General features: G+C 70.2%; 30 protein-coding genes and 4 tRNA genes. 8 read left to right on the forward strand and 26 right to left on the reverse strand.

From position 1 onward, the window contains the following. Nucleotides 1-25: 25 nt before the first annotated feature. From rplJ to G6039_RS24555, 12 genes are all read right to left on the reverse strand, one after another. A complete protein-coding gene (gene rplJ / locus G6039_RS24500; protein ID WP_006940886.1) occupies nt 26-559 on the reverse strand; it encodes a 50S ribosomal protein L10 in 534 nt (177 codons plus the stop codon). Nucleotides 560-931: 372 nt separating this feature from the next. Continuing rightward, entirely contained in the window at nt 932-1,645 is a 714-nt protein-coding gene (rplA, locus tag G6039_RS24505) for a 50S ribosomal protein L1 (protein ID WP_006940876.1), read from the reverse strand. A 127-nt stretch (nt 1,646-1,772) separates the two neighbouring features. Further along, a complete protein-coding gene (rplK, locus tag G6039_RS24510; protein WP_003937618.1) occupies nt 1,773-2,207 on the reverse strand; it encodes a 50S ribosomal protein L11 in 435 nt (144 codons plus the stop codon). A 70-nt stretch (nt 2,208-2,277) separates the two neighbouring features. Continuing rightward, nucleotides 2,278-3,117, reverse strand: coding sequence for a transcription termination/antitermination protein NusG (nusG, locus tag G6039_RS24515; protein WP_006940874.1), 840 nt, complete (start codon nt 3,115-3,117; stop codon nt 2,278-2,280). A gap of 46 nt (nt 3,118-3,163) precedes the next feature. Then, nucleotides 3,164-3,427 (reverse strand): preprotein translocase subunit SecE, encoded by a 264-nt coding sequence (secE, locus tag G6039_RS31590; RefSeq protein ID WP_161780464.1) that lies wholly within the window; start codon nt 3,425-3,427, stop codon nt 3,164-3,166. 194 nt (nt 3,428-3,621) lie between these two features. Further along, nucleotides 3,622-3,694 (reverse strand) — tRNA-Trp (locus tag G6039_RS24525). Between the two features lie 174 nt (nt 3,695-3,868). Then, nucleotides 3,869-4,294 (reverse strand): (3R)-hydroxyacyl-ACP dehydratase subunit HadB, encoded by a 426-nt coding sequence (gene hadB, locus G6039_RS24530; RefSeq protein ID WP_006940870.1) that lies wholly within the window; start codon nt 4,292-4,294, stop codon nt 3,869-3,871. After that, entirely contained in the window at nt 4,281-4,856 is a 576-nt protein-coding gene (hadA, locus tag G6039_RS24535; protein ID WP_006940869.1) for a (3R)-hydroxyacyl-ACP dehydratase subunit HadA, read from the reverse strand. The genes hadB and hadA overlap by 14 nt, the downstream gene beginning before the upstream one ends. A gap of 87 nt (nt 4,857-4,943) precedes the next feature. Beyond that, nucleotides 4,944-5,111 carry a 50S ribosomal protein L33 gene (gene rpmG, locus G6039_RS24540; protein ID WP_003937613.1) on the reverse strand — a complete coding sequence of 56 codons (168 nt, stop codon included), beginning with the start codon at nt 5,109-5,111 and terminating at the stop codon, nt 4,944-4,946. A 58-nt stretch (nt 5,112-5,169) separates the two neighbouring features. Beyond that, nucleotides 5,170-5,245, reverse strand: a tRNA-Met gene (locus G6039_RS24545). Between the two features lie 44 nt (nt 5,246-5,289). Beyond that, nucleotides 5,290-5,362 (reverse strand) — tRNA-Thr (locus tag G6039_RS24550). A gap of 258 nt (nt 5,363-5,620) precedes the next feature. Further along, nucleotides 5,621-5,706: transfer RNA gene (locus tag G6039_RS24555), tRNA-Tyr, on the reverse strand. Between the two features lie 147 nt (nt 5,707-5,853). Between G6039_RS24555 and G6039_RS24560 the strand changes: the two genes are divergently transcribed. Next, complete coding sequence (locus G6039_RS24560; protein ID WP_006940864.1) at nt 5,854-6,345, forward strand: YajQ family cyclic di-GMP-binding protein; 492 nt, start codon at nt 5,854-5,856, stop codon at nt 6,343-6,345. Between the two features lie 12 nt (nt 6,346-6,357). Here G6039_RS24560 and htpX read toward each other — a convergent pair whose 3' ends face one another. Next, nucleotides 6,358-7,218, reverse strand: a complete 861-nt coding sequence (htpX, locus tag G6039_RS24565) for a zinc metalloprotease HtpX (RefSeq protein ID WP_006940863.1) — start codon at nt 7,216-7,218, stop codon at nt 6,358-6,360. Between the two features lie 108 nt (nt 7,219-7,326). Beyond that, nucleotides 7,327-8,373 carry a polyprenyl synthetase family protein gene (locus tag G6039_RS24570; protein ID WP_006940861.1) on the reverse strand — a complete coding sequence of 349 codons (1,047 nt, stop codon included), beginning with the start codon at nt 8,371-8,373 and terminating at the stop codon, nt 7,327-7,329. A 137-nt stretch (nt 8,374-8,510) separates the two neighbouring features. On the opposite strand from G6039_RS24570, the gene G6039_RS24575 reads away from it, so the two are divergent. After that, entirely contained in the window at nt 8,511-9,782 is a 1,272-nt protein-coding gene (locus G6039_RS24575; RefSeq protein WP_029545078.1) for a geranylgeranyl reductase family protein, read from the forward strand. Between the two features lie 22 nt (nt 9,783-9,804). Here G6039_RS24575 and G6039_RS24580 read toward each other — a convergent pair whose 3' ends face one another. The 4 genes from G6039_RS24580 to menD all read right to left on the reverse strand — a co-directional run bounded on the left by G6039_RS24580 (nt 9,805) and on the right by menD (nt 13,778). After that, nucleotides 9,805-10,503 carry a demethylmenaquinone methyltransferase gene (locus tag G6039_RS24580; RefSeq protein ID WP_006940858.1) on the reverse strand — a complete coding sequence of 233 codons (699 nt, stop codon included), beginning with the start codon at nt 10,501-10,503 and terminating at the stop codon, nt 9,805-9,807. 16 nt (nt 10,504-10,519) lie between these two features. Next, on the reverse strand, nt 10,520-11,662 hold the full coding sequence (locus tag G6039_RS24585; RefSeq protein ID WP_043802287.1) for a glycosyltransferase family 4 protein: 1,143 nt from the start codon (nt 11,660-11,662) through the stop codon (nt 10,520-10,522). Nucleotides 11,663-11,737: 75 nt separating this feature from the next. Further along, the gene (locus G6039_RS24590) at nt 11,738-12,151 is read right to left on the reverse strand and encodes a DUF3592 domain-containing protein (protein ID WP_043802286.1); all 414 of its coding nucleotides are present in this window, start codon (nt 12,149-12,151) and stop codon (nt 11,738-11,740) included. Nucleotides 12,152-12,158: 7 nt separating this feature from the next. Continuing rightward, nucleotides 12,159-13,778 (reverse strand): 2-succinyl-5-enolpyruvyl-6-hydroxy-3-cyclohexene-1-carboxylic-acid synthase, encoded by a 1,620-nt coding sequence (menD, locus tag G6039_RS24595; protein WP_006940852.1) that lies wholly within the window; start codon nt 13,776-13,778, stop codon nt 12,159-12,161. A 105-nt stretch (nt 13,779-13,883) separates the two neighbouring features. On the opposite strand from menD, the gene G6039_RS24600 reads away from it, so the two are divergent. Continuing rightward, the gene (locus G6039_RS24600; RefSeq protein ID WP_029545089.1) at nt 13,884-14,471 is read left to right on the forward strand and encodes a flavin reductase family protein; all 588 of its coding nucleotides are present in this window, start codon (nt 13,884-13,886) and stop codon (nt 14,469-14,471) included. A gap of 35 nt (nt 14,472-14,506) precedes the next feature. After that, nucleotides 14,507-15,355, forward strand: a complete 849-nt coding sequence (locus tag G6039_RS24605; protein WP_006940848.1) for a siderophore-interacting protein — start codon at nt 14,507-14,509, stop codon at nt 15,353-15,355. Nucleotides 15,356-15,467: 112 nt separating this feature from the next. On the opposite strand, the gene G6039_RS24610 is transcribed toward G6039_RS24605, so the two are convergent. The 3 genes from G6039_RS24610 to G6039_RS24620 all read right to left on the reverse strand — a co-directional run bounded on the left by G6039_RS24610 (nt 15,468) and on the right by G6039_RS24620 (nt 17,597). After that, entirely contained in the window at nt 15,468-15,908 is a 441-nt protein-coding gene (locus G6039_RS24610) for a DUF6918 family protein (protein WP_006940846.1), read from the reverse strand. 70 nt (nt 15,909-15,978) lie between these two features. Continuing rightward, nucleotides 15,979-16,962 (reverse strand): o-succinylbenzoate synthase, encoded by a 984-nt coding sequence (locus G6039_RS24615; protein ID WP_006940844.1) that lies wholly within the window; start codon nt 16,960-16,962, stop codon nt 15,979-15,981. Next, a complete protein-coding gene (locus G6039_RS24620) occupies nt 16,959-17,597 on the reverse strand; it encodes a PaaI family thioesterase (RefSeq protein ID WP_006940842.1) in 639 nt (212 codons plus the stop codon). Before G6039_RS24620 ends, G6039_RS24615 begins: the two co-directional genes overlap by 4 nt. Nucleotides 17,598-17,668: 71 nt before the next feature. Between G6039_RS24620 and G6039_RS24625 the strand changes: the two genes are divergently transcribed. The 3 genes from G6039_RS24625 to G6039_RS24635 all read left to right on the forward strand — a co-directional run bounded on the left by G6039_RS24625 (nt 17,669) and on the right by G6039_RS24635 (nt 19,511). Beyond that, complete coding sequence (locus G6039_RS24625) at nt 17,669-18,562, forward strand: 1,4-dihydroxy-2-naphthoyl-CoA synthase (protein WP_029545095.1); 894 nt, start codon at nt 17,669-17,671, stop codon at nt 18,560-18,562. Between the two features lie 117 nt (nt 18,563-18,679). Next, nucleotides 18,680-19,129, forward strand: coding sequence for a hypothetical protein (locus G6039_RS24630; RefSeq protein WP_102800518.1), 450 nt, complete (start codon nt 18,680-18,682; stop codon nt 19,127-19,129). A gap of 1 nt (nt 19,130) precedes the next feature. After that, the gene (locus G6039_RS24635; RefSeq protein WP_006935877.1) at nt 19,131-19,511 is read left to right on the forward strand and encodes a VOC family protein; all 381 of its coding nucleotides are present in this window, start codon (nt 19,131-19,133) and stop codon (nt 19,509-19,511) included. Nucleotides 19,512-19,562: 51 nt separating this feature from the next. On the opposite strand, the gene G6039_RS24640 is transcribed toward G6039_RS24635, so the two are convergent. The 5 genes from G6039_RS24640 to G6039_RS24660 all read right to left on the reverse strand — a co-directional run bounded on the left by G6039_RS24640 (nt 19,563) and on the right by G6039_RS24660 (nt 25,181). After that, nucleotides 19,563-19,919 carry a hypothetical protein gene (locus tag G6039_RS24640; RefSeq protein WP_006935878.1) on the reverse strand — a complete coding sequence of 119 codons (357 nt, stop codon included), beginning with the start codon at nt 19,917-19,919 and terminating at the stop codon, nt 19,563-19,565. 2 nt (nt 19,920-19,921) lie between these two features. Continuing rightward, entirely contained in the window at nt 19,922-20,665 is a 744-nt protein-coding gene (locus tag G6039_RS24645) for an ABC transporter ATP-binding protein (protein ID WP_006935879.1), read from the reverse strand. Further along, a complete protein-coding gene (locus tag G6039_RS24650) occupies nt 20,662-21,399 on the reverse strand; it encodes an ABC transporter ATP-binding protein (protein WP_006935881.1) in 738 nt (245 codons plus the stop codon). Before G6039_RS24650 ends, G6039_RS24645 begins: the two co-directional genes overlap by 4 nt. Beyond that, nucleotides 21,392-23,677 (reverse strand): branched-chain amino acid ABC transporter permease, encoded by a 2,286-nt coding sequence (locus G6039_RS24655; RefSeq protein WP_043803222.1) that lies wholly within the window; start codon nt 23,675-23,677, stop codon nt 21,392-21,394. The genes G6039_RS24650 and G6039_RS24655 overlap by 8 nt, the downstream gene beginning before the upstream one ends. An 85-nt stretch (nt 23,678-23,762) precedes the next feature. After that, nucleotides 23,763-25,181 carry an ABC transporter substrate-binding protein gene (locus G6039_RS24660; protein ID WP_006935884.1) on the reverse strand — a complete coding sequence of 473 codons (1,419 nt, stop codon included), beginning with the start codon at nt 25,179-25,181 and terminating at the stop codon, nt 23,763-23,765. Nucleotides 25,182-25,456: 275 nt separating this feature from the next. Between G6039_RS24660 and G6039_RS24665 the strand changes: the two genes are divergently transcribed. Then, nucleotides 25,457-26,597: inorganic phosphate transporter (locus tag G6039_RS24665; protein WP_164528134.1), on the forward strand; the 1,141-nt coding region annotated here is incomplete at its 3' end.

Consider the following 26,597-nt stretch of genomic DNA (forward strand, 5'->3'; position numbering starts at 1 on the left):
GGTCAGTGATTCGCGATGGTGCGGATCAGCTTGCGGCAGACTCCTGGTCCGCCATCTTCTCCTGCAGAGCGGCCGCGAGACGGGCCACCTGCGAGGCAGGAGCGTTGAACAGGCCGGCGGCCTTTGCCAAGTTGCCCTTCATCGCGCCGGCGAGCTTGGCCAACAGCACCTCGCGGGACTCGAGGTCCGCGATCTGGTTGACCTGATCCACGGACAGCGCAGCGCCGTCCATGTAGCCGCCCTTGATGACGAGCGCCTTGTTGTCCTTCGCGAAGGTCTTCAGGGCCTTCGCAGCGTCGACCGGCTCGCCCTTGATGAACGCAATGGCGGTCGGTCCGACGAACAGGTCGTCAAGGCCCTCGACGCCCGCCTCTGCGGCGGCGCGCTTGACCAGGGTGTTCTTGGCGACGGAGTAGGTGGCACCCTCTCCGAGAGCGCGTCGCAGCTGCGTCAGACTGGTCACCGACAGACCACGGAACTCCGTGATCACGGCGGCCGTCGAGTCCTTGAACTGCTCGGTGATCTCCGCAACCGCAGAAACCTTCTCAGGCTTTGCCATACTTCGCCTCCTCTCAGTAACAGTCGTTTTCCCGCTCGGGAAGTTCCACTCGAAATCCGCAAAATGCAAAACGCCCCGGTGCAGGGCACACGGGGCGTACAGAGAGAAAGACGGCATCGCAACCGATGTCGTATCTCCCCTACCTCGTCCTCCTGCGTGGGCCGCCGGGCAATCCCGGACCTTCAACCGAGTCCGCGAGCGGATCCGGTGACCAACGGTCTTGGGTAGAACATGATCGGGGTGAAGATCGGCACGCGCCGAACTCCGCAGGCAAGCGTACCCGACCGGATGTGCGGACGCAAAACGGCCGGCACGGAGCAGTTCCGTGCCGGCCGTTTCGTGCGCTGACCGCGAAGACTGGAGACCAGCCTCCTACTCGGCGTCCTCCAGGAGGTTGCGAGTGCGCGACGGGTCCACCGGGATGCCCGGTCCGGTGGTGGTCGCGATCGTCACCTTCTTGACGTAACGCCCCTTCGCGGTGGACGGCTTCGCGCGCAGGACCTCGTCCAGGGCGGCACCGTAGTTCTCCACCAGCTTCGCGTCGTCGAACGATGCCTTGCCGATCACGAAGTGCAGGTTCGAGTTCTTGTCGACGCGGAAGTTGATCTTGCCGCCCTTGATGTCGGCGACAGCCTTGGCGACAGCCGGGGTGACCGTACCCGTCTTCGGGTTCGGCATCAGGCCGCGCGGACCGAGGACACGCGCGATGCGGCCGACCTTGGCCATCTGGTCCGGGGTCGCGATCGCGGCGTCGAAGTCCAGCCAACCGCCCTGGATCCGCTCGATCAGGTCCTCCGCGCCGACGGCGTCCGCACCCGCGGCCTCGGCCTCGGCGGCCTTCTCGCCGACCGCGAACACGATGACGCGGGCGGTCTTACCGGTGCCGTGCGGCAGGTTGACCGTGCCGCGGACCATCTGGTCCGCCTTGCGGGGGTCCACACCGAGGCGCATGGCGACCTCGACGGTGGCGTCGTAGTTCTTCGACGAGGTCTCCTTCGCGAGCCGAGCGGCCGCGAGGGGGCTGTAGAGCGTCGAGGCGTCGATCTTCTCAGCGGCGGCGAGGTACGCCTTGCTGCGCTTTGCCATTGTTCTGTCCTAACTTGTCACCGGAAGGTGAATGGTTCGGTCGTGGTTGTCGAGCCTGGCCGGCCCTCCCACGGGTTCCTGCTCCGGGGCTTCGTCAGCCCTGCGGTGTCACAACGCGTCGCGGCGCTCAGCCCTCGACCGTGATGCCCATCGAACGCGCGGTGCCGGCGATGATCTTCGCGGCAGCCTCGACGTCGTTGGCGTTCAGGTCTTCCTGCTTGGTCTTGGCGATCTCGCGCACCTGGTCCATGGTGACCTTGGCGACCTTGGTCTTGTGCGGCTCGCCGGAGCCCTTCTGCACGCCCGCGGCCTTCAGCAGCAGCTTGGCGGCCGGCGGGGTCTTCAGCTTGAAGTCGAACGAGCGGTCCTCGTAGACCGTGATCTCGACCGGCACGACGTTGCCGCGCTGCGACTCGGTCGCGGCGTTGTACGCCTTGCAGAACTCCATGATGTTGACGCCGTGCTGACCCAGGGCGGGGCCGACCGGCGGAGCCGGGTTGGCCTGACCTGCCTGGATCTGGAGCTTGATGAGCCCGGCAATCTTCTTCTTCTTCGGGGGCATCTCTATTCCTAGTTTCTTGCTCGGTGTGGTTCTTGCGTACTGCTATCGCAAGCTTGAGTGGGTCGGACCCTCAGATCTTCGACACCTGGTTGAAGGACAGCTCCACCGGGGTCTCACGACCGAAGATCGACACCAGGACCTTGAGCTTCTGCTGCTCGGCGTTGACCTCGCTGATCGAAGCCGGCAGCGTCGCGAACGGTCCGTCCATCACGGTGACGGACTCGCCGACCTCGAAGTCCACCTCGATGGCGGGCTTGACGGCGGTCGCGGCGCCCTCGGCGGTCGTGGCGGCGGCTGCGGCGGGCTTCTTCTTCGCCTGCTGCGGCAGCAGGAACTTCACGACCTCTTTGATCGTCAGCGGCGACGGGCGCGAGGTGGCACCCACGAACCCGGTGACGCCGGGGGTGTTGCGCACCGCGCCCCACGACTCGTCGTTCAGCTCCATGCGCACCAGGATGTAGCCCGGCAGGACCTTGCGGTTGACCTGCTTGCGCTGGCCGTTCTTGATCTCGGTGACCTCTTCGGTGGGCACCTCGACCTGGAAGATGTACTCGCTCAGGTCCAGGTTCTGCACGCGGGTCTCGAGGTTGGCCTTGACCTTGTTCTCGTAGCCGGCGTAGGAGTGCACGACGTACCAGTCGCCGGGCTCGAGCCGCAGCTGCTTCTCGAGGGCCTCCGCCGGATCGACCTCTTCGGCCGGTGCCTCTTCGGCCGGTGCCTCTTCGGCCACCTCGTCGGCCTGTGCCTCCACGGGCGCTTCGGGCTCGTCGCCGGACGTCTCGTCGGTTTCGATGCCCGCCTCTGCCGACTCGTCGGCCGCGTCCGCGGTCACGGAGTCGTCAACAAAGACCTCGTCCGAAACGCGCTCTTCGGCCGAGGGCTCGTAGGAGTCGTTCTCGGGGGTGCTCACCGGGCACTTTCCTCTCGTCGATCACATTCGCCGGCACGCTGACGCGCTAACCGAACAACCAGCTGACGCCCTTCACGAACGCCAGATCCAATCCAAAGATGAGCGCGGTCATGACCGCCACGAAGACCACGACGACGGTCGTGTACGTGACCAGCTGCTTGCGATTCGGCCAGATCACCTTGCGGAGCTCGGCGAGGACCTCACGGAAGAAGCGCCGCAGGCGCTTGAAGATGTTCTCCGTGCCCTGGGCACCGGAGCGGGAGGCGGACTTGGCTGCCGCCTTCGAATCGGGCCGTCGGGTGGCAGCCACCGCGGTCGACGCAGGAGCGGCCGAACGCCGCTGGGACCTCTTGCCGGTGGGAGCAGCGGACGCGGAGGAAACGTCGGGGGTCGCGTCGGTCGCCGATCCGGCGTCGACAGGGCTGGAAGTCCCTGCAGTACCGCCGTCGCGCTTACCGCGCTCCTCGCTCACATCGTTCCTCTCGGTCGCTGGCCGTCCGGGGGCAGGGGCGACAGGACTTGAACCTGCAACCTGCGGTTTTGGAGACCGCTGCTCTGCCAATTGAGCTACGCCCCTTTGGTCGATGCCTCCGCCGGGAACCGGCGTTTCGATCGACCCATCTGCGACCACATGACATGCGCGCCACCCCGCGGACCGTGAAGGTCCTCGAGAGCAGCGCGCTGCGCTATGCGATCCCAGAAGTCTTAGTGTACTTCATAGCCCCGGGACAAACCCAATCCGCCCGGCCGGTCAGGCCAGACGGACCGTTGCCGTGGCCCGCCCGAAGATCTTACGCCCTTCGGACTTTGCCACGATCGCGACCACTGCTGTCTTGCTGTCCGCGTCCACCGACTTGACCTTGCCGGAGAACTCCACCTCGGCGGCCCGATGGGCCTCGACGTAGACCGGACTGGTGAACCGAACGTTGTACTCGGTCACCGCTCCTGGGTCACCGAGCCAGTCGGTGACGAAGCCGGCCGCGATGCCCATGGAGAGCATGCCGTGGCCGACCACATCGCGCAAGCCGGCGAGCTTGGCGACCTCGTCGCTCCAGTGGATCGGGTTGGGATCACCCGACACACCCGCGTAGTTCACGAGGTTGCCGCGGGTGAGCGTGACGACCCGCGCGGGCAGCTCCTCCCCGACCGAGACGTCCTCGAACCTACGGAGCGACATGCATCATCACATCCTTGACTGCGTGGGCGATGTTCTCGTCCACCTCGCCACCGGTGCGGCCCACCAGGGTGGTCCACGTGGTCATCACGACGTTGTCGTGCTGATCCGTGATGATGTTCTTGGTGGTGATGATGTCGCTGCCGGCGGCCTGACGGAAGTCGTCGAGGTACACGTCGCAGAACAGTCGATCGCCCACCTGGATGGGCCGGTGGAACACCAGCCGCTGGTCCGTCTGCATGATCTGGCTGAGGTCGTATCCGGTGACGACCTCGTCGAACAGCTTGCGCTGGGCGATCATGCCGACGATGGAGACGAAGGTCAGCGGAGCGACGAGGCCGTCGTAGCCGAGGCCCTTGGCCGCTTCCTCGTCGTGGTGCGCCGGATTGTTGTCCAGCACGGCACGCGCGTACTCGCGGACCTTCTCGCGCCCGACCTCGTAGAAGTCCTCGACACGATAGTGATGGCCGACCATCGAGGCCGCATGTGCCGCTGCATCGAACTGGATCCCGGCCTGTTCGGTGCCGTCCACGACCGATTCTTCACTCACGGATATGCCCGTCATACGCAAAACTCCCGCAAATTCGCCCGGACGCCGGCCGGCGTGGGCGAGTTTGCGGAGAGCTCACGCGTCGACGTCGACCCTGTACGACTACTTCGACTCGCGGTGGGCGCGATGAGTGCCGCAGTTGGGGCAGAACTTCTTCAGCTCCAACCGGTCGGGGTCGTTGCGACGGTTCTTCTTCGTGATGTAGTTGCGGTGCTTGCACACCTCGCAGGCCAGGGTGATCTTCGGCCGAACGTCGGTTGAGGAGGCCACGGGATGCCTTCTTTCGCGTCAATCTGATCAACGACGATCAGGGTGGTTCATTCAACTTTGGTAGCGGTGACCGGACTTGAACCGGCGACGCAACGATTATGAGTCGTTTGCTCTACCAACTGAGCTACACCGCCTCGGTGTCGAGTGTCGCGAACAACGGCGGCACCACAATCCAGCGAGCCCCCTGACGGAATCGAACCGTCGACCTTTTCCTTACCATGGAAACGCTCTGCCGACTGAGCTAAGGGGGCGCGACCACCGTGAGCATCTCTGCTCGCTGCGGCCTCCAAAAGATTACACACACTCCTCTGCAGGAACAAAATCAGCAGCTCAGGGGCCATAAATCGGCTTTCCGGCGGCTTCCGCGCGCATCCGGGGAGGTGCTCCCCTGCCCCGCCCCGGCACGGGCCCTGCCCTCGAGCGCCGGCGGGACCCGGCACGGACGACGTCCCGGTACCCGAACGGCTGCAATGCAGAACGGCCCCGATCCGTTCGGATCGGGGCCGTTCTGGTGGCAGGTGTAGGATTCGAACCTACGTAGGCGTAAGCCGACGGATTTACAGTCCGCTCCCATTGGCCGCTCGGGCAACCTGCCGGGCGCGATCGGGACCGTGTCCCTGGCGCGTTTGAAACAATACAACGCACACCCCCCTGTTGTGCAAACCGGGTGGACAGCGGCACTGCGCCACCCGATAGCGTCGGGGCGGCAACCCGTACAGAACCGATCCGAAGTGGAGTGCTCGTGGCTGATTCGTCGTTCGATGTGGTGAGCAAGGTCGACCGGCAGGAGGTGGACAACGCGCTGAACCAGGCCGCCAAGGAACTCGGCACCCGCTTCGACTTCCGCAACACCGGGGCGAGCATCGAGTGGAGCGGCGAGGAGTCCGTCACCCTGACCGCCGACACGGAGGAGCGCGTCAATGCCGCCCTCGAGGTGTTCAAGGAGAAGCTGATCCGCCGCAATCTCTCCCTCAAGTCATTCGACGCCGGCGAGCCCACCCAGTCCGGCAAGGTCTACAAGATCAGCGGATCCCTGGTGCAGGGCATCAGCACCGAGAACGCCAAGAAGATCTCCAAGCTGATCCGCGACGAGGGCCCGAAGGGTGTCAAGGCGCAGATCCAGGGCGAGGAGCTGCGCGTGAGCAGCAAGAAGCGCGACGACCTGCAGGCCGTGATCGCACTGCTCAAGAACGCCGACCTCGACATCGCGCTGCAGTTCGTCAACTACCGGTAGGCCCCCGGGGCGCTACCCGCCGCGGGCCATGCGCTCGAGCCGGTCGATGCGCTCGGCCATGGGCGGGTGGGTCGAGAACAACCGGCTCACCCGCTCCCCCGCCCGGAACGGGTTGGCGATCATCATGTGCGACTGCGCGGCGATCCGGGGTTCGGGCGGCAGCGGCGCCGCCTGGGTGCCCCGCTCGAGCTTGCGCAGCGCCGACGCCAGCGCCAGCGGATCGCCGGTGAGTTCGGCGCCGGACTGATCCGCCTGATACTCGCGCGAGCGCGACACGGCGAGCCGGACGACCGTGGCCGCGATGGGCCCGAGCAGCGACACCAGCAGCAGAGCCAGCGGATTGGTGCCCTGGTCGCGGTTGCCGAACATGTTCGCGAACAGTGCGAGATTCGCCAGCCCCGAGATCACCGCCGCCATCGCCCCGGCCACCGACGAGATCAGGATGTCCCGGTTGTAGACGTGCGACAGCTCGTGCCCGAGCACGGCGCGCAGCTCCCGCTCGTTCAGGATCTGCAGGATTCCGGTGGTGCAGCACACCGCCGCGTGGCGGGGATCGCGGCCCGTCGCGAACGCGTTGGGCGCATTGGTCGGGCTGATGTACAGCCGGGGCATCGGCTGATGGGCCGTGGTCGCGAGCTCGCGCACGATCCGGTACACCACCGGCGCCTCCACCTCGGTGATCGGTTGGGCGTGCATCGCACGCAGCGCCAGCTTGTCGCTGTTGAAGTACGCGTAGGCGTTCATCCCGACGGCGAGAACGATCGAGCCGATCAGGATCGTCGGGTTCCGGAACAGGGCGCCGATGAACACGATGAGGGCGGACATCCCGATGAGGAGCCCCGCCGTCTTCAGCCGGTTCGCATACCCGTGCACGTCACGCCTCTTCCCGATTCGTCGATCTTGCTCGAATGTTCAACGAAACAGGGCGGGGAGCGGGTTCCCCACCGTCACTCCCCGCAACGGCCGTCCCGGCTTCCGGGTCTACCCCACGCGCGCAATCGTGTAGTCGACGAGCCGTCGCAGGGCCTCGTTCGCCGGTCCCGACGGCAGCGACGCCAGCTCCGCGCGGGCCTTGTCCGCGTACTCGCCCAGCGTCCGCTTCGCGGCGGCCATCCCCGGCGACCGTGCCAGCAGCATCAGGGCCTCGTCGACGGCGGCCTCGTCCTCCACCGGCCCGGCCAGCAGTTCCCGCAGCCGGTCGGCCTCGGGTCCGGACTCGCGGAAGGCGTAGAGCACCGGAAGGGTGTGGACCCCCTCACGCAGGTCCGTTCCCGGAGTCTTGCCGGACTCCACCGAGGCCGACGAGATGTCGATGATGTCGTCGGCGATCTGGAACGCGGTGCCGACGGCGTCGCCGAGCCGTTCCAGTTGTGCGATCTGTTTCGCATCCGCGCCGGAGAACGTCCCGCCGAACCGCCCGCTCGTCGCGATCAGCGAGCCGGTCTTCTCCCACACCACCTTGAGGTAGTGCTCGACCGGGTCGCGTTCCTTCCCGGTGCCGATGGTCTCTCGCATCTGCCCGGTCACTAGTTCGGCGAACGTCTCGGCGATGGTCCGCACGGCGTCGGGGCCGAGGGTCGACACCAGCCGCGACGCGTGGGCGAACAGGAAGTCCCCGGCGAGGATGGCGACGCTGTTGCTCCACCGCGCGTTGGCGCTGGGCGCCCCCCGGCGCATGGTGGCCTCGTCCATCACGTCGTCGTGGTACAGCGTGGCCAGGTGCACCAGTTCGACCGCGGTCGCCGCCGTGACGACCGCCGCATCGTCGGGCTCCGGCCCGAGCTGGGCGGTGAGGAGCGTGAACAGCGGACGGAACCGCTTGCCGCCGGCCTTGGCGAGATGCAGCGCGACCTCGGTCAGGAAGTCCTCGCCGTCGGACAGCTCCGAGATCAGCAGTTCCTCGACCCGGGCGAGGCCGTCCCGGACGGCGGCCGCCAGGACCGGATCGCCGAGGTCCACCCCGGCCACCACCGTGTCCGACGTCGCGCCGGACGGACCGGCGGACTGCGCCGCCCCTTCAGTGCTCACGATGAGATACCCATCCTGTTCTGTCGACCCGGCTGTTGCTGTCCGCTGTCGAATCGGCTCCACGGTAGTGAACCTAGCCGCTCCGCCGGGCGGCTACCTCCCCGAGGCACCGAAGCCGTGCCTGGAAAGATGGAGCCGTGGTGGCAGAACACGCTGCGTCCGAACCGCGGCACAACCTTTCCGAGATCCCCGACCGTACCGACGTGCTCGTCGTCGGCGCAGGTCCCGCAGGGTCGGCAGCCGCCGCCTGGGCGGCCCGCGCCGGGCGCGACGTGCTGCTCGTCGACGCCGCGACCTTCCCCCGGGACAAGACGTGCGGCGACGGCCTGACGCCGCGGGCGGTGGCCGAGCTCGACCGGCTCGGCCTCGGCGACTGGGTGCGCACGCGCACCGTCAACCGCGGCCTGCGGCTCGAGGGTTTCGGCCGCAGCCTCGAGCTGCCGTGGCCGTCGGGTTCCTTCCCGGCGCAGGGCAGCGCCGTGCCGCGCACCGAACTCGACGACCGGATCCGCCGGGCCGCCGTCGAGTCGGGCGCCGGTACGGCCGAGGGCGCCAAGGCCGTCGCCGTCGAGCGCGACGAGTCGCGGGTGACCGGTGTGACCTTCGCGACCGCGGGCGGTCGGCGCACCGTCGCGTGCGAGCGGCTCGTCGTGGCGGACGGGGTCCGGTCCCCGCTGGGCAAGCTGCTCGGCCGGCAGTGGCACCGCGACACGGCGTACGGGGTCGCGGCCCGCGCCTACGCCACCTCCCCCCGCAGCGACGACCCGTGGATCACGTCGCACCTGGAGTTACGCGACGACGCAGGCGCGCTGCACCCGGGCTACGGCTGGGTGTTCCCACTGGGTACCGGCGAGGTCAACATCGGCGTGGGCACCCTCGCGACCGCGAAGCGACCGGCCGCCGGATCGCTGCGGCCGCTGATCGAGCTGTACGCGTCGCGGCGCCGCGGCGAGTGGGGCCTCGGCGAGACCACCCGCGTGGCGTCGGCGCTGCTGCCGATGGGCGGTGCGGTGTCCGGGGTGGCGGGCCGGAACTGGGCCCTGATCGGTGATGCCGCGGCGTGCGTGAACCCGCTCAACGGCGAGGGCATCGATTACGGCCTCGAGGGTGGGCGGCTCGTCGCCGGCGTCCTCGACGCGGACGACCTCACGCAGCTGTGGCCGGCTCTGCTGCGCGAACGCTACGGCCGGGCGTTCTCCGCGGCCCGGCGGCTGGCCGGCCTGCTGACGCTGCCGCGGTTCCTGCCGGCCACCGGGCCCGTCGGGATGGGCTCGACGGCGCTGATGACGGTGGCCGTCCGGGTCATGGGCAACCTGGTCACCGAGCGCGACGAGGATCTCGTCGCGCGCGCGTGGCGGGCCGGGGGCGGCGCGTCGCTGCGGTGGGACCGCCGGCCGCTCTTCGCCTGACCCCGCCGGCCGAACGGTGCGGTCAGCGCACCGCCCGGTGCAGGGCCACGATCCCGCCGGTGAGGTTGCGCCATTGCACCGACCGCCAGCCGGCGGTCTGGATCCGCTCGGCGAGCTCGGCCTGCGTGGGCCACGCGCGGATCGACTCGGCGAGGTAGACGTAGGCGTCGGGGTTGCTGCTGACGGTCCGCGCGACCCGCGGCAGTGCCCGCATCAGGTACTCGAGATAGAGCACACGCAGCGGGGCCGAGACGGGCGTGGCGAACTCGCACACCACGAGGCGGCCTCCGGGCTTGGTCACCCGCGCGATCTCCCGCAGGCCGGCGTCGAAGTCGGAGACGTTGCGCAGGCCGAACGAGATCGTGGCGGCGTCGAACACCGCGTCGGCGAAGGGCAGGCGCATCGCGTCGCCCGCGACCATCGGCACCTGCCGGAACGCGCCCGCCTGCAGCATGCCCTTGGAGAAGTCGGTGGCCACCACCCAGGCGCCGGACCGGCCGAGCTCCACCGTCGACACCCCGGTGCCGGCGGCGAGGTCGAGGACCCGCTCCCCCGGCTGCAGGTCCAGTGCCGCCCGGGTGGCGCGCCGCCAGCTGCGGTCCTGCCCGAAGGACAGCACGGTGTTGGTGATGTCGTATCGCTGGGCGACGCCGTCGAACATCGACGCGACCTCGCGCGGATCCTTCGCGAGCGAGGCCCGCGACCCGTGAGTAGTTGCCACGGTCGAAACGTTACCGCTACGCGCTGCGCCGCAGCGTGCCCGGCCGGACCGAGCAGACCTGTTCGTAGTGCCCGAGCAGTTCGTGGCACACCGCGGGCCAGGTGCGGCCGAGGACGCTGCGCCGCGCGGCCGCGCCGAACCGGTCCCGCAGCATCGGATCGGCGAGCGCGCCCACCGCGCCCGGCAGCAGCTCGGCGAACCCGTCGACCGGCAGCCGGTACCCGTTGCGGCAGTGGGCGACGAGATCGCGCGGGCCGCCCGCGTCGGGTGCGATCACCGGGACGCCGCTGGCGAGCGCCTCCTGCACGGCCTGGCAGAACGTCTCGTGCTCGCCCGGGTGGACGAACACGTCGAGGCTCGCGTAGGCGTCGGCCAGCGCGTCGCCGCCGAGGTGACCGGTGAACACCGCCCCGGGCAGGAGCGGTTCCAGACGGGCGCGCTCCGGGCCGTCGCCGACGACGACGAGCCGGTAGCGGGGGTCGGCTGCCAGGCCCGCGAGTCGTTCGACGTGCTTCTCCGGGGCGAGCCGCCCCACGAAGCCCACCAGGAGCCGGCCGTCGGGCGACCATGTCCGGCGCAGGGCGGCACTGCGCCGGGCCGGGGTGAAACGCGCGGTGTCGACGCCCCGCGCCCAGCGGTGTACCCGCGGGACGCCGTGTGCGGCGAGGTCCGCGGCGGCCGCCGTCGAGGGTGCGAGGGTGCGGTCGCACGCGCGGTGGATTCGGCGCGTCCACTGCCAGGCGGCGCGGGCCGCGAGCCCGAGCCCGTAGCTGGACGCGAATCCGGCGACGTCGGTCTGGTAGACCGCGACGGTGGGCAGGTCGAGCCGGCGAGCGGCGCCGAGGCCGCCGGCGCCGAGCAGGAACGGCGACGCCAGGTGCACGACGTCGGGGGCGAAGCCGCGCAGGATGCCGGTGAGCGCCGGCTGCGGCAGGCCCACGGGCAGGGAGCTGACCTTCGGGACGTGCACCGCCGGCACGCGGTGCACCGGGATCCCGTCGTGGTGGGTGGGGGCCGGGGGCTGTCCGGCGACGGTGTCGGGAGCGACGACCAGGGCCTCGTGGCCGTGGCGGTCGAGGTGCTCGAGCACGCGCAACACCGAGTTGGTGACGCCGTTGACGTTCGGGAGGAAGGATTCCGCGACGATGGCTACTCGCACCGGTCCAGCATCGCGGCGCGGCCGGTCGGTGGGAAGTGGCCGAGGTGTCCGCCGGGCGAAGTTCCGGCGAATCTTCTAGGCCGCGGCGGCGCTGCGCCGGCGGAGGTAGGTCAGCACGGGGGTCGCGATCAGCCAGGTCACCACGATCACCGAGGCCGCGGGTACGAGTGCGACGCGCACGTCACGGCCGGTGACCCGCACGAGGTCCGGGTCGGCGCGGGAGTATTCGACGGCGATCCGCTGGCCCGCGGTCAGACCCGTGGGGTACAGCACGCCGAGTTCGGGGTTGTGGGTGACGCCGTCGGGGGTGACGAAGCTGATCGCCGAGCGCAGCGAGCCCGCGGAGAGCACCTCGGCAGTGGCGGTGCCCATGTCGGAGCCGATGAGGTGATCGTTGCGCCACGCGCCGAGCACCAGGATCGCGGTGAGCACCGAGATGCCGACGGCGACGGCGAGTACCGCACGACGTGCCTTGTCGATCCCGCTCATGCGTCCGTCACAGCTGGGCACGCACGGCCGCGTGCAGTTCCCGCAGGCCGGAGCGGTCGGTGATCACCTCGAGCACCCGGATGCCGCCGGTGGGCGCGGTCCGGTCGGCCAGCGCGGCCGTCAGCGCGGACAGGTCCACCCGCTCGTGCGGCACCCGGTAGGCGGCGCACAGCGCGGCGAGATCCATGCCGTGCGGAGTGCCGAACACGCGCTCGAACACGCCGGCGTACTGCGGGTCGCCCTGCTCGAGCAGCTCGAAGATGCCGCCGCCGTCGTCGTTGGCGACGACGACGGTCAGGTTCTGCGGGCGCGGTTCTGCGGTGCCGATCAGCAGGCCGGACGCGTCGTGCAGGAACGTCAGGTCGCCCATCAGGGCGACGGTGCGGCCCTGCTGGTAGGCCAGGGCGGCGCCGACGGCGGTCGACACGGTGCCGTCGATGCCGGCGACGCCGCGGTTGGAGAGCACCTTCACCCCGTCGCGGGGGTAGCTCACCAGCGCCGCGTCGCGCACCGGGTTGGAGGCGCCGAGCAGCAGCTGGTCCCCGTCGCGCAGCGCGTCGGTGACCGCCGCCGCGACGTGCAGTCCGGTCGGCTTCGGGTGGGCGTCGAGCTGGGCGCGCACCGCCTTGTCGGTGTGGGCGGACAGGTTCCGGCAGCGGTCCAGCCAGGCCGGGTCGGGACTGCCGGTGACGACGGCGCGCGTGCCGGTGGCGAGGACGTTGCCGGACACGTCGGGCCAGCGGGGGCCGGTGGTGAGCGCGTATACGGCCACCGCCGGGTCGGCGAGCAGCTTGGACACCGGCCGGTGCAGGGTGGGCCGGCCGGTGATGATCGCCTGCCGCGGCTTCAGCTGCGGCAGCGCCATCGGGTGCAGGGGGACACCGTGGAGCGGCGCGGTGGGTTCGGCCACGGTGGGCAGTTCCGACAGCTCGGGCCGGTAGGCGGAGCCGTGGCCGGAGATCACCACGGTGTCGGCGGTGATGTCGAGCTCCATCGGCACGTCGAGGGTGGCGTGCACGGTGGTGGTCCAGGCGCTGCCGTCGGGGCGGCCCTCGGGGACCGGGCCCTGGGGGTGGACGTCCGGGACGAGCGGCTCGCGTAGCGGGATGTCGAAGTGGACGGGCCCGGCGTTGCCGGAGCGGGTGCCGCGGGCGGCGGCGAGGACGCGGCTGACCGCGGAGCGCCACTCGCTGTTCTGCTCGATCCCTTCGGCCAGGCCGAGGCTGATGGTGGCGCGGACCTGGGTGCCGAACATGCCGAGCTGTTCGACGGTCTGGTTGGCGCCGGTGCCGAGGAGCTCGTAGGGGCGGTTGGCGCTGAGCACCACGAGCGGCACCCGAGCGTAGTTGGCTTCGAGCACGGCCGGCGCGAGGTTGGCGACGGCGGTGCCGGAGGTCATCACGACGGGCACCGGCCGGCCGGAGGCGACGGACAGCCCGATCGCGAGGAAGCCGGCGGTGCGTTCGTCGATGCGCATGTGCAGCCGCAGCCGGCCCGCATTGTCAGCGGCCTGCAGCGCGAAGGCCAGCGGCGCGTTGCGCGAGCCGGGGCACAGCACGACGTCGCGGACGCCGCCTCGGGCGAGTTCGTCGACGACGGCGGTCGCCTGGGCGGTGGACGGGTTCACGGCACCCAGAGTAGTGCGGCCGGGCGGTACGCCCCCGATGCCCCGGGCGGTACGCCCCCGATGCCCCGGGCGGTGCGGGACGAGGGTCACAGCAAGAATGGGGCGATGCGCACCGTCTTCGATCCCACCGAGCTGGGCACCGGCCGCTTCTACCGACTGATGACCGCCACGATCGTGCCGCGGCCGATCGCATGGGTGTCCACCGTGTCGGCGGACGGAGTGCCCAACGTCGCGCCGTACAGCTTCTTCACCGTCGCCGCGGTCACGCCGCCGGTGGTGCAGTTCACCTCGGTCGGGCGCAAGGACAGCCTCCGCAACATCGAGGAGACCGGCGAGTTCGTGATCAACGTCGCAACCGTGCCGCTGATGGAACGGGTCAACGCGACGTCGGCGGGCTTCGCGCACGACGTGGACGAGTTCGCGGCGGTGGGCTTGCGGCCCGAGCGCAGCGAACGGGTCCATCCGCCCCGGGTCGCGGAAGCGCCGGCGGCGATCGAGTGCACCCTGCACCGGGTGATCGAAGTCGGGGACTGCTTCGTGGTGATGGGCGACGTGGTGGCCGTGTCGGTCCGGACCGACGTGCTGGCCGAGGACGGGATGCCGGACTTCGCGGCCCTGGCGCCGGCGAGCCGGCTGGGTCGCAACGAATGGGGCCTCACCCCCGCGGTGCGTCACCTCGACCGCCCCGAATGATAGGTTAGCCTCCGCTAATTCCGACGGAGGTTCGTATGGCCGTGCGCACCAAGACCACCCGCATCGCCCCGGCGAGCCGCGAGATCGTCACCGGCCGGGTGCTCGCCACCGAACGAATCGGGCCGAGCTTCGTGCGGGTGACCGTGGGCGGCGCGAACGTCGGGCGGATCGCACCCATGGGGTTCGACCAGTGGTTCCGGCTGTTCTTCCCGGCCCCCGGCCAACGGTCGCTGACACTGCCGGCCACGGCGGGCCCGCAGTGGTGGCCCGAGATGCGAGCCATGCCCGAGGCCGTCCAGCCGATCCTGCGCAACTACACGATCCGTCGCTACCGGGAGGCGGGCGCGGGCCGGTACGGCGACACGGCCGAACTGGACATCGACTTCGCCACCCACGGCGACACGGGACCGGCATCGCAGTGGGCGCGCACCGCGCAGCCGGGCGCCGAACTGGCGCTGCTGGACGAGGGCATCATGTACCACCGCCCCACCGAGGCGCGCTGGCAGATCCTCGTCGCCGACGAGAGCGCGCTGCCCGCGATCGCGGGGATCCTCGCGTCGTCCGCCGGGCGGCACCACGCGGTGCCCACCGAGGTGTTCGTGGAGGTGGACGATGCCGGCGACGTCGCCGCCCAGGAGATCGTCCCCGGCCCGGGCGTCCGGCTGCACACGGTGGTGCGGCCCGGGCGGCACGCGCCGCCCGGGCCGCACGTGCTCGAGGCCGTGCGGGCCGGCGCGCTGCCCGACGGGCCGGGATACGCGTTCCTGGCGGGCGAATCGGGACTCGTGACGTCGCTGCGCCGGCACCTGGTGCGGGAGCGGGGCCTCGCGAAGTCCGCCGTGACCTTCACCGGCTACTGGAAGTTCGGCGCCGCCAGTTATTGAGGGTGCGCCGCCAGTTATTGAGGGTGCGCCGCCAGTTATCGAGGGTGCGCCGCCAGTTATCGAGGGTGGTGTCTTTCCGGACCGCGACCGGTCCGGAAAGACACCGGGTGTCTCAGCCGGCGTGCTTCTGCACCAGCGCGCCCACGCGCGGCAGGGCCTCGACGACGTGCTTCTGCGCCGACGGGCGCAGCTTCTCGTAGACCTTCTTGATCGCCGTGCGCGACGAGGCCTCGATGCGCGCGTCCGTCACACCGAGCAGCGCGTCCGCCACCGTCTCACCGCGGGCGGTGAGGTAGTCGGCGAACGCACCGTTGCCCGCGTAGTCCTGCCAGAACGGCTGGATCTTGGCGACGAACTCCGGCAGCAGCCCCTCGACGGCGCTGGGCACGATCGACGGGCCGAGCTTCGTCACCGCCGCGTAGCCGGCCTTGAGCGCGAGACCCGACGCGCCCTTCTTGTCCGACACCTCGGCGTCGATCAGCGCCTCGACATCGGCGACAACCGCCGGGACCTTGTCGGCGCCGAGCAGGGCATCATCCAGAGCTGCAACCACTTCCACTGCCTCCGTAATGTGACTCGTGAGTACGAACGCCCGGAACGATATACGACGACCCGAGCCGCACCTAGTCGAGCGCGGCGCGGCAGCGCCGGACCCGGTCGAACCACCAGCGCACCCGTTCCGGGTCGGCCCGCACGGCCTCGAGGAGCGCCGGATCCGGCGTCACCTCCCCCACCGGGAGCGCCCCGCCGGCCATCGTCCGCGGCGCCCCCACGTCGACGGTGAAGAACCCGCCCGTGCCCAGTCCGCACGCGTACGGCAGCTCGGGCAGCGCGGCCGCCGCGGCCAGTCCGGCACCCATGCCCACGGCCGAGTCGAGCGCGCTCGACACCACCACCGGCACGCCGTGGCCGGCCAACTCGTCGGCCAGCGCCAGCAGCCGTCGCACCCCGCCGAGCGGGGCCACCTTGACCACCGCCACGTCGGCGCCGCCGGCCCGCACCACCCGCAAGGGATCCTCGGCGCGCCGGATGCTCTCGTCCGCCGCCACCGGCACGTCGGGCATCCGGCGGCGCACCTCGACCAGTTCCGGCACCGTCGCGCAGGGCTGCTCGGCGTACTCGAGCGGGCCGTCGGCGACGAGCGCCGTCAGCGCAGCGACGGCCTCGTCCGCGCTCCACCCGCCGTTCGCATCGATCCGCACGTGCGGGACGAGTTCGCGCACCGCCCGCACCCGCGCGACGTCCTGCGCCAGGTCCTGCCCGGGTTCGGCGACCTTGACCTTGGCGGTGCGGGCCCCCGGGAACCGGGCGAGGACGGCCGGCACGTCGCCGGGGCCGACGGCCGGGACGGTGGCGTTGACGGGCACGGTGTCCCGGCGCGGCGCCGGGTGCCCGAGCCACGCGGATTCGAGGGCCGAACGCAGCCAGTGCGCCGCCTCGTCGTCGGCGTACTCGGGGAACGGCCCGAATTCTCCCCACCCGGCGGGACCGCGCACGAGCACGAGTTCACGTTCGGTGATGCCGCGGAACCGCACCCGCATGGGCAGCGACACCACGACGGCCGCGGCGAGGATCTCGTCGACGGCGGGCAGGGCCGCGGCGGTCACGGCTGGCCGGGCAGCAGCTGGATCATCAGGGCCTCGCAGTCGGCGAGCAGCGTGCCGTCGAAGTCGTGCAGCTCGGCCGAGCAGAAGAGCTTGCGCCCCTCGACCCGGTCGACCCGCCCCTCCACGACGAGCTCGGTCTCGAGCGGGGTGATCTTGCGGTAGTTCACATGCAGGTAGCCGGTGCGGGCGATGGGATGGCCGGCCGCGTGGACCACCATGCCGAACAGGTCGTCGAACAGCAGTGGCAGGGTGCCACCGTGCGCCGCGCTGTTGCCGCCGCGGTGGTAGAGCCGGAACGTGCCGCGCGAGCGGACCGACTCCGCGTCGAACTTCTCGATCATCCACGGCGGCATCAACAGGCTGCCGCGACCGGGCAGGTCGATGTTGAAGCCGGCCGGCGACCTGCCCTCGGGCACGACGTGCGGCTCGAGCAGGTCCCCGAGGGCCTCGGCCTGCTCGATGGCCCGGTCGACGACGTCGTCGGGGATGTGGGTGGAGACGGCGAGATCCTGCAGCCGCCGCAGCGCCTCGACGAAGCGACCGTAGTTCGGTCCCGCCTTCACCGGCGTGTACACCGGAAACCCGCCGTGGTGCTCGTAGTCCGCGTCGACCGTACGGTCTGTCTGCTCGCTCATAGCTGCACGGTATCGCCCGGCGACCGTCGCGTCGGCGCAGAGGGCCGCGACCGGAGTTCTATGGTCGACGGGTGACTTTCAATCCTGAGCTGTGGCGGCCCGTACCCGGGTTCGAGAACCTCACCGACATCACCTACCACCGGCACGTCACGCAGGGCACCGTCCGCGTGGCGTTCGACCGGCCGGAGGTGCGCAACGCGTTCCGGCCGCACACCGTCGACGAGTTGTACCGCGCGCTGGACCACGCCCGCATGACGTCCGATGTCGGCGCGGTGCTCCTCACCGGCAACGGCCCCAGTCCGAAGGACGGCGGCTGGGCCTTCTGCTCGGGCGGCGACCAGCGGATCCGTGGGCGCAGCGGCTACCAGTACGCGAGCGGCGAAACCGCCGACACGGTGGACAGGGCCCGCGCGGGCCGGCTGCACATCCTCGAGGTGCAGCGGCTGATCCGGTTCATGCCGAAGGTCGTGATCGCCCTCGTCAACGGCTGGGCCGCCGGCGGCGGGCACAGCCTGCACGTCACGTGCGATCTGACCCTCGCCTCCCGCGAGCACGCCCGGTTCAAGCAGACCGACGCCGACGTGGGCAGCTTCGACGGCGGCTACGGCAGCGCCTACCTGGCGAAGATGGTGGGCCAGAAGTTCGCCCGCGAGATCTTCTTCCTCGGCGACACCTACACCGCCGAGGAGATGCACCACATGGGTGCGGTCAACCGCGTCGTCGACCACGCCGAGCTCGAGAACGTCGCGCTGGAGTGGGCCGCGAAGATCAACGGCAAGTCGCCGCAGGCCCAGCGGATGCTCAAGTACGCCTTCAACCTCGCCGACGACGGGCTCGTCGGCCAGCAGCTGTTCGCGGGCGAGGCGACGCGGCTCGCGTACATGACCGACGAGGCGGTCGAGGGCCGCGACGCGTTCCTGCAGAAGCGGGACCCGGACTGGTCGCCCTACCCCTGGTACTACTAGGGCCTTCTCGCGCCGAGGGGGAGGTTGTCGCGACATCGCGCGAGTAGCTCCCGCGACAACCTCCCCCTCGGCGCCACAACCTCCCGATTGAAACGGCCCGAATCGGGCACACTCCTGATCATGACGGATCGCGAGCAACCACTTCCCGACCACATCCGGCCCGACGGCGTGTCCGACGAGACGGTGGCGGCGGCCGGCAAACTCTCCGAAGCGCTCGAAACGGTGGAGCAGGCCCGCGGGAACCTGTACGCCTTCCACCAGCTGATGGGCCGCGCCGACCTGCTGCTCGGCGACGCTGTGGACAAGCTCGCCGAGGCCGGTCACCGCGAACTCGCCGACCGGGTGCAGACGGAGATCGTCGGACGCAACGTCCTCGAGGGACGGTGGACGTTCCAGATCGTGGAGGACTTCGACGACGGGTACTGGACGGAGTTCCGTGAGCTCGAGCGACAGGTGCGCGACGAACTGGTCCGCGGCCGCCGGCATCTGTTCGAGGCCGAGATGAAGGAGCAGCGCCGCACCCACGGGCGACGGGGGCACGAGGCGCGCCCGGCCGAGGAGGGCTGAGATGGAGATCCTCGGCAGCCGGACGATCCTGCGGCCGGGCGACTACGACGCCGCCCTGCGGTTCTACGGTGACGTCCTGGGCCTGGCGATCTACCGCGAATATCCCGGCGGGACGGTGTTCTTCGCCGGGCAGTCACTGATCGAGGTGGCCGCGCACGGCAACACCGGACGGCCCCAGCACTTCGAGGGTGCGCTGTGGCTGCAGGTGCGCGACGTCTACGACGTCGAGGCCGAGCTGGTGACGAGGGGCGTCCCGATCGTGCGGGGCGCGCGGCAGGAGCCGTGGGGCCTGCACGAGCTGTGGATCGCCGATCCCGACGGCATCCCCATCGTGCTGGTGCAGATCCCGCCGGACCACCCGCTGCGCCGCGACACCCGCTGACCGGTGCGTCCTTCGGGCTGCTGGGACAGCCCAAAGGACGCACCGGCCGCGTCAGCGGCCCGTCAGCGCGGCCGCGATCTGCTCGGTGTGCGCCTGCGACTCGTAGAGCTGGCGCAGCAGCCACAGCCGCAGCACCCGCGCGATGGCGCCCGCCAGAAACAGCGCGGCGCCGAGGATCGCGACGATCAGCAGCGCCGTGGCGAGGATCTGGTACGACGCGATGTTGCGCAGGTCCGCCTGGGTGAGCGAGGCGAAGTAGACGACGAACGCCGCGACGGCACCGCCGATCATCAACACGAGCCCGCCGATGCGCGCGGGACCGTCGCCCTTCGCCGCTCCGGTGTCGAGCTTCAGGTCTGCCGCGTCCTGCCGGAACTTGGCGCGCCGCTCCTCGGTGAGTGCGGTCATGGTCATCCTCCTAGGTAGCTGGTCGAAAGTTCGTGTTCGATGTCTGCGGGATCCCCGACCCGCACGACGCGGCCCTGCAGCATCAGCGCGGCCGACGTCGCGATGGGCAGCACCGCCCGCGCGAACTGCTCGGCGACGAGGATCGACAGCCCGTCGTCGACGAGCCGGCCGACGATGTCGTACATCTCGGTGACGATCCGGGGGGCGAGCCCCATGGACAGTTCGTCGAGCAACAGCACCGTGGGGTCGGTGCCGAGGGCCCGGGACAGGGCGAGCATCTGCTGCTCGCCGCCCGACATCGAGCCCGCGAGCTGGCCCCGTCGCTTCCCGAGGATCGGGAAGCGCTCGTAGGCGACGGCCTCGAGATCCTTCAGCGACACGCCGGTTCCGGTGGCGACCCACAGGTTCTCCCGGACGGTGAGGTTGGGGAAGATGCCCCGCCCCTCCGGAATGGTGCAGACGCCGAGCCGGGCGAGCGCCGCGGCGTCGACACCGTTGACGACGCGGCCGGCAACGCGCAGCTCGCCGTGCTCGACGGGCAGCACGCCCGAGCACACCCGCAGCGTCGTGGTCTTGCCGCCGCCGTTGGGCCCGAGCAGGGCGACCACCGAGCCCGGCTGCAGCGCCAGGTTCACCCCGTGCAGCACCTCGATGGGTCCGTAGCTCGCCCGCACGTCGACCAGTTCGAGCAGCGGGGCCGGTTCGTCGCCGGGGACGTCGACGAGATCGGTGACCGGTGCGTTCATGCGACCTCCTCGGTTCCGATGTACGCGGCGATCACCGCTGGGTCGTTGCGGATCTGCTCGGGGCTGCCCGAGGCGATGAGGGCGCCGTAGTCGAGGACGTGGATGCGCGAGCACACCCGCATCACGAGCGGCAGGTCGTGCTCGACGAGGCAGATCCCGAGACCGTCGCCCGCGAGCCGGCACAGCAGGTCCGCGAAATCGTCGGTCTCCCGCTCCGTCTGCCCGGACGCGGGTTCGTCGAGCAACAGCACGCGCGGCCGGGTCATCAGCGCCCGCGCGACCTCGACGACGCGGGCGCGGCCGGTGGGGATGTCGGAGACGTCCCGGTCGGCGACGTCCGTGAGCCCGGTCAGCTCGAGCAGCCGGTCGGTCTCGGCGTCGATGTCGTGGCGGGCGCGGGTCGCGGTGCGGTGCATGTCGCCCGCGACCCGCAGGTTGTCGCGCACCGACAGCGACAGGAACAGCTCGAGCCGCTGGAAGGTGCGGGCCAGCCCGCGCCGGGCACGCTTGTAGGGCGCCGCGCGGGTGACGTCGACACCGTCGAGGAACACCTGCCCGGAGGTCGGTTTCTGCAGCCCGGTGACGGTGTTGAACAGGGTGGTCTTGCCGGCGCCGTTGGGCCCGATCAGGCCGGTCACGGCGCCTGCGGTGACGGCGATGCTCACGTCGTCGACGGCGGTGTGACCACCGAACCGGACGGTGACGCCCCGGGTCTCGAGCAGGGTGTCAGACATGCGCGCTCAGCTCCTTCGCGACGGTCGCGGGCGGTTCGGCCGCCGGATGGGTGGGCCGTGCCGCGGGCAGCCCCAGTTCGCGGTCGAGGCGGTAGCGGCCCTCGGCGGTGTACGGCTCGTCGAGGCCGACGAGTTCCGGCGGGGTGGTTCGCCGGCGGGCCAGCTCCTCGGGGTCCAGGACCGCGCCGGGCATCAGCCATTCGCCGATCACCGGGAGCAGGAACACGATCGTGATGGTCAGCGCCGCGAACCACCAGTTGCCCAGGACGCCCGTCAGCGCCAGGACGTAGAGCACCGCGATCACGGCGCCGCCGCCGTAGAGGACCGGCCGGGCGGACAGCAGACGGCGGTAGCCCTCCACCATCTGGTGCACGCTGCCCGACGGGTTGTGACCCACCCCGATGCCGATGAGCGCGGGGCTGACCGCGGCGATGTTGCCGAGCAGCAGGTACAGGCCCTCGAGCTCGGGCTGCGTCTTCGCGAGGTTGTTGAACGAGACCATGATGACCGCGAACCCGACGCCGGCCATGAGGCCGCCGAACAAGGCCCCGCTGACGTAGCCGATGCCGGCCACCACGGTGAGCATGAGCAGGGTGAGGCCCACGATGATGCTGAAGTTCTCGCCCGCGACCGCGCCGGTGGCACTGGACATGAGGACGCCGCCGAGACCGGCGATGGCGGCCGAGAGCATGAAGACGCTCAGCTTCAGGGTCACCAGGTTCTGCCCGAGCATGGCCGACGCGGCGGGGCTGTCCTTCATCGCCGCCAGGCGACGTCCGTAGCCGCCGTTGCGCAGGGCGACGACGCCGACACCGAGCAGCGCGAACAGGACCGTCGCGGTCATGAGGAACGTCGTCTCGTCCTGCAGGTCCAGCGGCCCGATCCGCAGCGGCGGGATCACGAGTGAGCCCCCGGTGAAGATCGAGAACTTCACGCCGAACAGTTCGTGCTCGGTGGTGTCGCGCAGCACCATGTTGGAAACGAAGACGCCGAACGCCATGGTGGCGAGCGCGAGGTAGAGACCGCGCAGCCGCAGGGCCGGAAGCGCGACGAGCCCGCCGACGAGCGCGGTGACGGCCACGGCCAGCAGCACCCCCCACACGGTCAGACGCTGGTCGAGACCGGTGCCGGTGATCCCGAAGTGGAACACGACGATCGTGGCGATGGCCCCGAACGACAGGGGTGCGAGGTTCATCTCACCCGCGTATCCGGTGAGCAGGGTCAGCGACAGCGCGACGATCGCGAAGGTCATGCCCAGCGTGAACGTGGTGATCGCGGATTCCACCATGAGCAGGCGGACGAGAGAGACGACGGCGACGAGCGCAACCGCCCACACGACGGCCTTGCGCACGCTCGGCACGTGGTAGCGCTCGCGGGTACGCATCGCCGCGCCGCGCAGCCGGTCCTGGGGCAGGACGATCAGCACCACGAACAGCGCCACCATCGGCAGCGAGACCCGCAGGTTCGACGTCCAGGCCCAGGACGAGGGTGCGTAGCCGATCAGGTAGGCGCCGGCGAGGCCGAGCACGAGGGCGCCGACGAACGTGCGCGGGATCGAGCTGAGCCGGCCGAACATCGCGGCCGCGAACGCGTCGATGACGAGCAGGGTGAGCATGTTCGCCTCGAGGCTGCCGCCACTGATCGGGGTGATCAGCACCCCGGCGAGGACGGCGAGGGTGGAGCCGAGCGCCCACGAGAACGCGGCGATCCGTTCGGGGTTGTGGCCGTTGAGCCGCAGCAGGTCGGGGTCGTCGACGACGCCGCGCATGGTGGCGCCCATCCGGGTGCGTTGGAAGAGCATGCGCAGGCCGACCGCGATCCCGATGGCCGCGACCACGCACAGGATCTCGTGGACGCGGACGAACGCGCCGAGCACGCTGATCCCGGCGTCGTCGCCGAAGAACATGCCGAGCGAGCGGGGCTTCTCGGGATGCCAGAACCACTGGGACAGGAACAGCATCCCCAGCATGACCGAGACGGTCACGACGATCTTGGTGACCTCGGCGGTGTCCCGCAGGCCCCGCATGATCACGACGTACAGCGCCAGGCCCATGAGCGGCCCCGCGAGGAACAGCACCACGAGCAGGGCCAACGGGACGGGCAGCCCCCAGCCGGCCGTGAGCTGCCAGTAGAGGAACGCACCGAGCATGGCCTGGGCGCCGTGCGCGAAGTTGAAGATTCCGGAGGTGTTGTAGGTCAGAACGAGCCCGGAGGCCGCGATCGCGTACACGGACCCGAGCACGAGGCCCAGGATCGTGAACGTCACGAATGTGTCCATGGTGAAGCCCTGTCGGTAGAGAACCGGTCGTGGGGAGGCGGGGCAGTGCCGTGCGGGCACCGCCCCGCCGGTCGGTGCAGGCCGGTCAGTCCTGCGGCTTGATCACGTTCGGGTTCATGAACTTGGTGGCGATCCGGTCGGGTCCGAGTTCGGTGCCCCACGTCTCCGGGGCGGTCTTGACGAGGTACGCGTCGTTGCACTCGAACTCGGCGGCGGTCTGCGGGAACGCCTGCGTGTACGTCTCGCCCGTCAGCGTGACCGTCAGACCGCAGCTGGCCGGCATGTTGGCACCCGGGTCGGTCACGGCGTGCAGTCCGCCGCCGTCCCACTCGTGGATCTGCGACAGCTCGTCGATCATGCACTGCCGGGTCAGGTCGGAGCCGCACTCCTTCGCCGCGGTCGCCCACAGCAGGAACGACGAGGTGGCCTGCATGCCGAGCAGCGCGGTCTTGCCGCCCTTCTCCCCGACGAGGTCGAGGTACTGCTGCACCGCCGGCACCTTGTCCGCGTTCTCGAGCATCTGGAAGGTCATGCCCGCGTGCAGGTTGTCGAGCAGACCGCCGGCGTTCGCCTCCTCGACGGTCTGGCCGTACCAGGTCGCCTCACCCATCAGGACGGGATCGATGCCCACCTGGTCGAGCGCCTTGAAGAAGTTCAGCTCGTTCGGCACGGGCGACCGGGAGGTCCACAGGCCCTCGACGCCGCACTCCTTGAACTTCTCGGCGAACGGGACGTAGCTGGCCTCGCCGTCGTAGTTGATGGTGACGCCGCAGTTCTTCAGCTCGAACCCGGCGGCCTCGGCGATCGAGCGCACCTTGGTCAGCGACGTGATGATGGTCGGCATCGTGCTGCCGACCAGGTCGAACTTGTCCTTCAGGTCCGGCCGCAGCTGCGCCATCTGGAACCATGCCGAGCCGTTGGCGTAGTCCACCGGGAACGGCACCCCCTGATAGGTCATGGGGCCGTTGGCCGCCTCCGGCGACACCGTGAAGCCGGGCACCGCGGCGAGGTTGCAGGCCACGCGGGTCTGCTCGGCGGTCTGGTCCATCGCGAAGCCGTGACCGACCATCATGAACTCGGAGCGGCACGCGTCCTGCATGACGGAGTTGGCCTGGGTCATCGCTGCGTCGTAGTCGGTGCCGACGATCGTGCGCCCATTGATGCCGCCCTGGGCGTTGCACCAGTCGATCATCGCGGAGACGGCGTCCGACATCTCCTTGTTCAGGCCCGGGCTCTTGGCGTAGCCGCGGTCGTCGCCGTAGCCGATGCGGATCTCGGTGTCGGTCACGCCCTGGTCGGTGGCGCCCGCGGCGTCCCCCTCCCCGCACGGTGAGTCCAGGGTGCCGAATTTGTCCACCGCGACGGTATCGGCCGCGGCGGCCCCGGTCCCGGTCGCGCCGGCCCCGCCCGACGGGTCGGCGCCGCGTTCGCCGGCACAGGCCGAGAGCAGCGCCGCGGACGCCGTCAGCGCCAGCACGGTCCTGGCGAGTGTGTGCTTGTTCAAGGTCGGGTGTCTCCTTCGTCGCGGGGCTCCGTCCGGCGGAAGCTCCGGGGCGGTGTACTGCGGCGAAAGCTAGCCAGGGCCGGGAAGGGCGGGACGAGAGATTCCCGTTCAGTGAGACCTGCCGTGAAGCCGGTCACACGCTCCGCGCCGAGTGAAACTCCACACAGCGGGGAACCGGCGCACGCGGGCTGCCACCACCGGAAGGAGCCGGGGTGTCCGCGTTCACCTCGCCGTCGCTGTACTTTTACCCACCGGCTACCTCACAATCGGCAGATGTGACCGCAGAGCTTGTCGTCCTCCTGGTGGTGGTAGTCACTGCCCTCGCATTCGACTTCACCAACGGCTTCCACGACACCGGGAACGCGATGGCGACATCGATCGCCACCGGTGCCCTGAAACCGAAGGTGGCGGTCGCCCTCTCCGCCTCGCTCAACCTCGTCGGCGCGTTCCTGTCCGTCGAGGTCGCCGCGACGGTCGCCAAGGGGGTGGTCAACCTGGGCAGCACCGGCGGCGAGGCACTGCTGCTCATCGTGTTCGCCGGTCTCGTCGGCGGCATCCTGTGGAACCTGGCGACGTGGCTGTTCGGCCTGCCGTCGAGCTCGTCGCACGCACTGTTCGGCGGCCTCATCGGCGCCGCCCTCGCCTCCCTCGGGATCGACGGCGTGGTGTGGGACGGAGTGATCGGCAAGGTGATCATCCCGGCGCTGCTGGCGCCGGTGGTGGCGGCACTCGTCGCCACGGTCGGCACCTGGTCGGTGCACCGCATCACCCGCACGGTGCCCGACGAGACCCGCGGTCACGGCTTCCGCATCGGCCAGATCGGTTCCGCCTCCCTGGTGTCGCTGGCGCACGGCACCAACGACGCGCAGAAGACGATGGGCGTGATCTTCCTGGCGCTCGTCGCGCACGGCAGCCTCACCGCCGACGCGGAGATGCCGTTCTGGGTGAAGCTCTCCTGCGCCGTCGCGATCGCCCTGGGCACCTACCTCGGTGGCTGGCGCATCATCCGCACCCTCGGCAAGGGACTGGTCGAGATCGCACCGCCGCAGGGCATGGCGGCGGAGTCGTCGTCGGCCGCGATCATCCTCACCTCGAGCCACTTCGGTCTGCCCCTGTCGACCACCCACGTGGCGACCGGTTCGATCCTGGGGTCCGGACTCGGCACCCGCTCCGCGAACGTGCGCTGGGGCGTCGCCGGCCGCATGGCCGTCGCCTGGCTGATCACGCTGCCGTCCGCGGCGCTCGTCGGCGCGGTGTGCTGGGGTCTGGCCCACCTGATCGGCGGCCTGCCGGGCGTGATCGTGGTGTTCGCGGTGCTGTGCGCGCTGTCGCTGCTGATGTACCTGCGGTCACGCCGGCAGCCGATCGACGCCTCCAACGTCACCGCGGAATGGGACGGCAAGCTGGCTCCGGCCC

The sequence above is a fragment of the Rhodococcus aetherivorans genome (genome assembly GCF_011058165.1).
GTDB classification, from domain to species: Bacteria; Actinomycetota; Actinomycetes; order Mycobacteriales; family Mycobacteriaceae; genus Rhodococcus; species Rhodococcus aetherivorans.

What these genes read in the sequence shown, in the direction of transcription:
- G6039_RS24650 (WP_006935881.1), bottom strand. Translation starts at nt 21,399, where the DNA reads ATGTCTGACACCCTGCTCGAGACCCGGGGCGTCACCGTCCGGTTCGGT.
- G6039_RS24645 (WP_006935879.1), bottom strand. Translation starts at nt 20,665, where the DNA reads ATGAACGCACCGGTCACCGATCTCGTCGACGTCCCCGGCGACGAACCG.
- G6039_RS24655 (WP_043803222.1), bottom strand. Translation starts at nt 23,677, where the DNA reads ATGGACACATTCGTGACGTTCACGATCCTGGGCCTCGTGCTCGGGTCC.
- G6039_RS24600 (WP_029545089.1), top strand. Translation starts at nt 13,884, where the DNA reads ATGCGCACCGTCTTCGATCCCACCGAGCTGGGCACCGGCCGCTTCTAC.
- rplK (WP_003937618.1), bottom strand. Translation starts at nt 2,207, where the DNA reads ATGCCCCCGAAGAAGAAGAAGATTGCCGGGCTCATCAAGCTCCAGATC.
- G6039_RS24620 (WP_006940842.1), bottom strand. Translation starts at nt 17,597, where the DNA reads ATGAGCGAGCAGACAGACCGTACGGTCGACGCGGACTACGAGCACCAC.
- G6039_RS24605 (WP_006940848.1), top strand. Translation starts at nt 14,507, where the DNA reads ATGGCCGTGCGCACCAAGACCACCCGCATCGCCCCGGCGAGCCGCGAG.
- G6039_RS24640 (WP_006935878.1), bottom strand. Translation starts at nt 19,919, where the DNA reads ATGACCGCACTCACCGAGGAGCGGCGCGCCAAGTTCCGGCAGGACGCG.
- rplJ (WP_006940886.1), bottom strand. Translation starts at nt 559, where the DNA reads ATGGCAAAGCCTGAGAAGGTTTCTGCGGTTGCGGAGATCACCGAGCAG.
- G6039_RS24590 (WP_043802286.1), bottom strand. Translation starts at nt 12,151, where the DNA reads ATGAGCGGGATCGACAAGGCACGTCGTGCGGTACTCGCCGTCGCCGTC.
- rplA (WP_006940876.1), bottom strand. Translation starts at nt 1,645, where the DNA reads ATGGCAAAGCGCAGCAAGGCGTACCTCGCCGCCGCTGAGAAGATCGAC.
- G6039_RS24635 (WP_006935877.1), top strand. Translation starts at nt 19,131, where the DNA reads ATGGAGATCCTCGGCAGCCGGACGATCCTGCGGCCGGGCGACTACGAC.
- hadB (WP_006940870.1), bottom strand. Translation starts at nt 4,294, where the DNA reads ATGTCGCTCCGTAGGTTCGAGGACGTCTCGGTCGGGGAGGAGCTGCCC.
- hadA (WP_006940869.1), bottom strand. Translation starts at nt 4,856, where the DNA reads ATGACGGGCATATCCGTGAGTGAAGAATCGGTCGTGGACGGCACCGAA.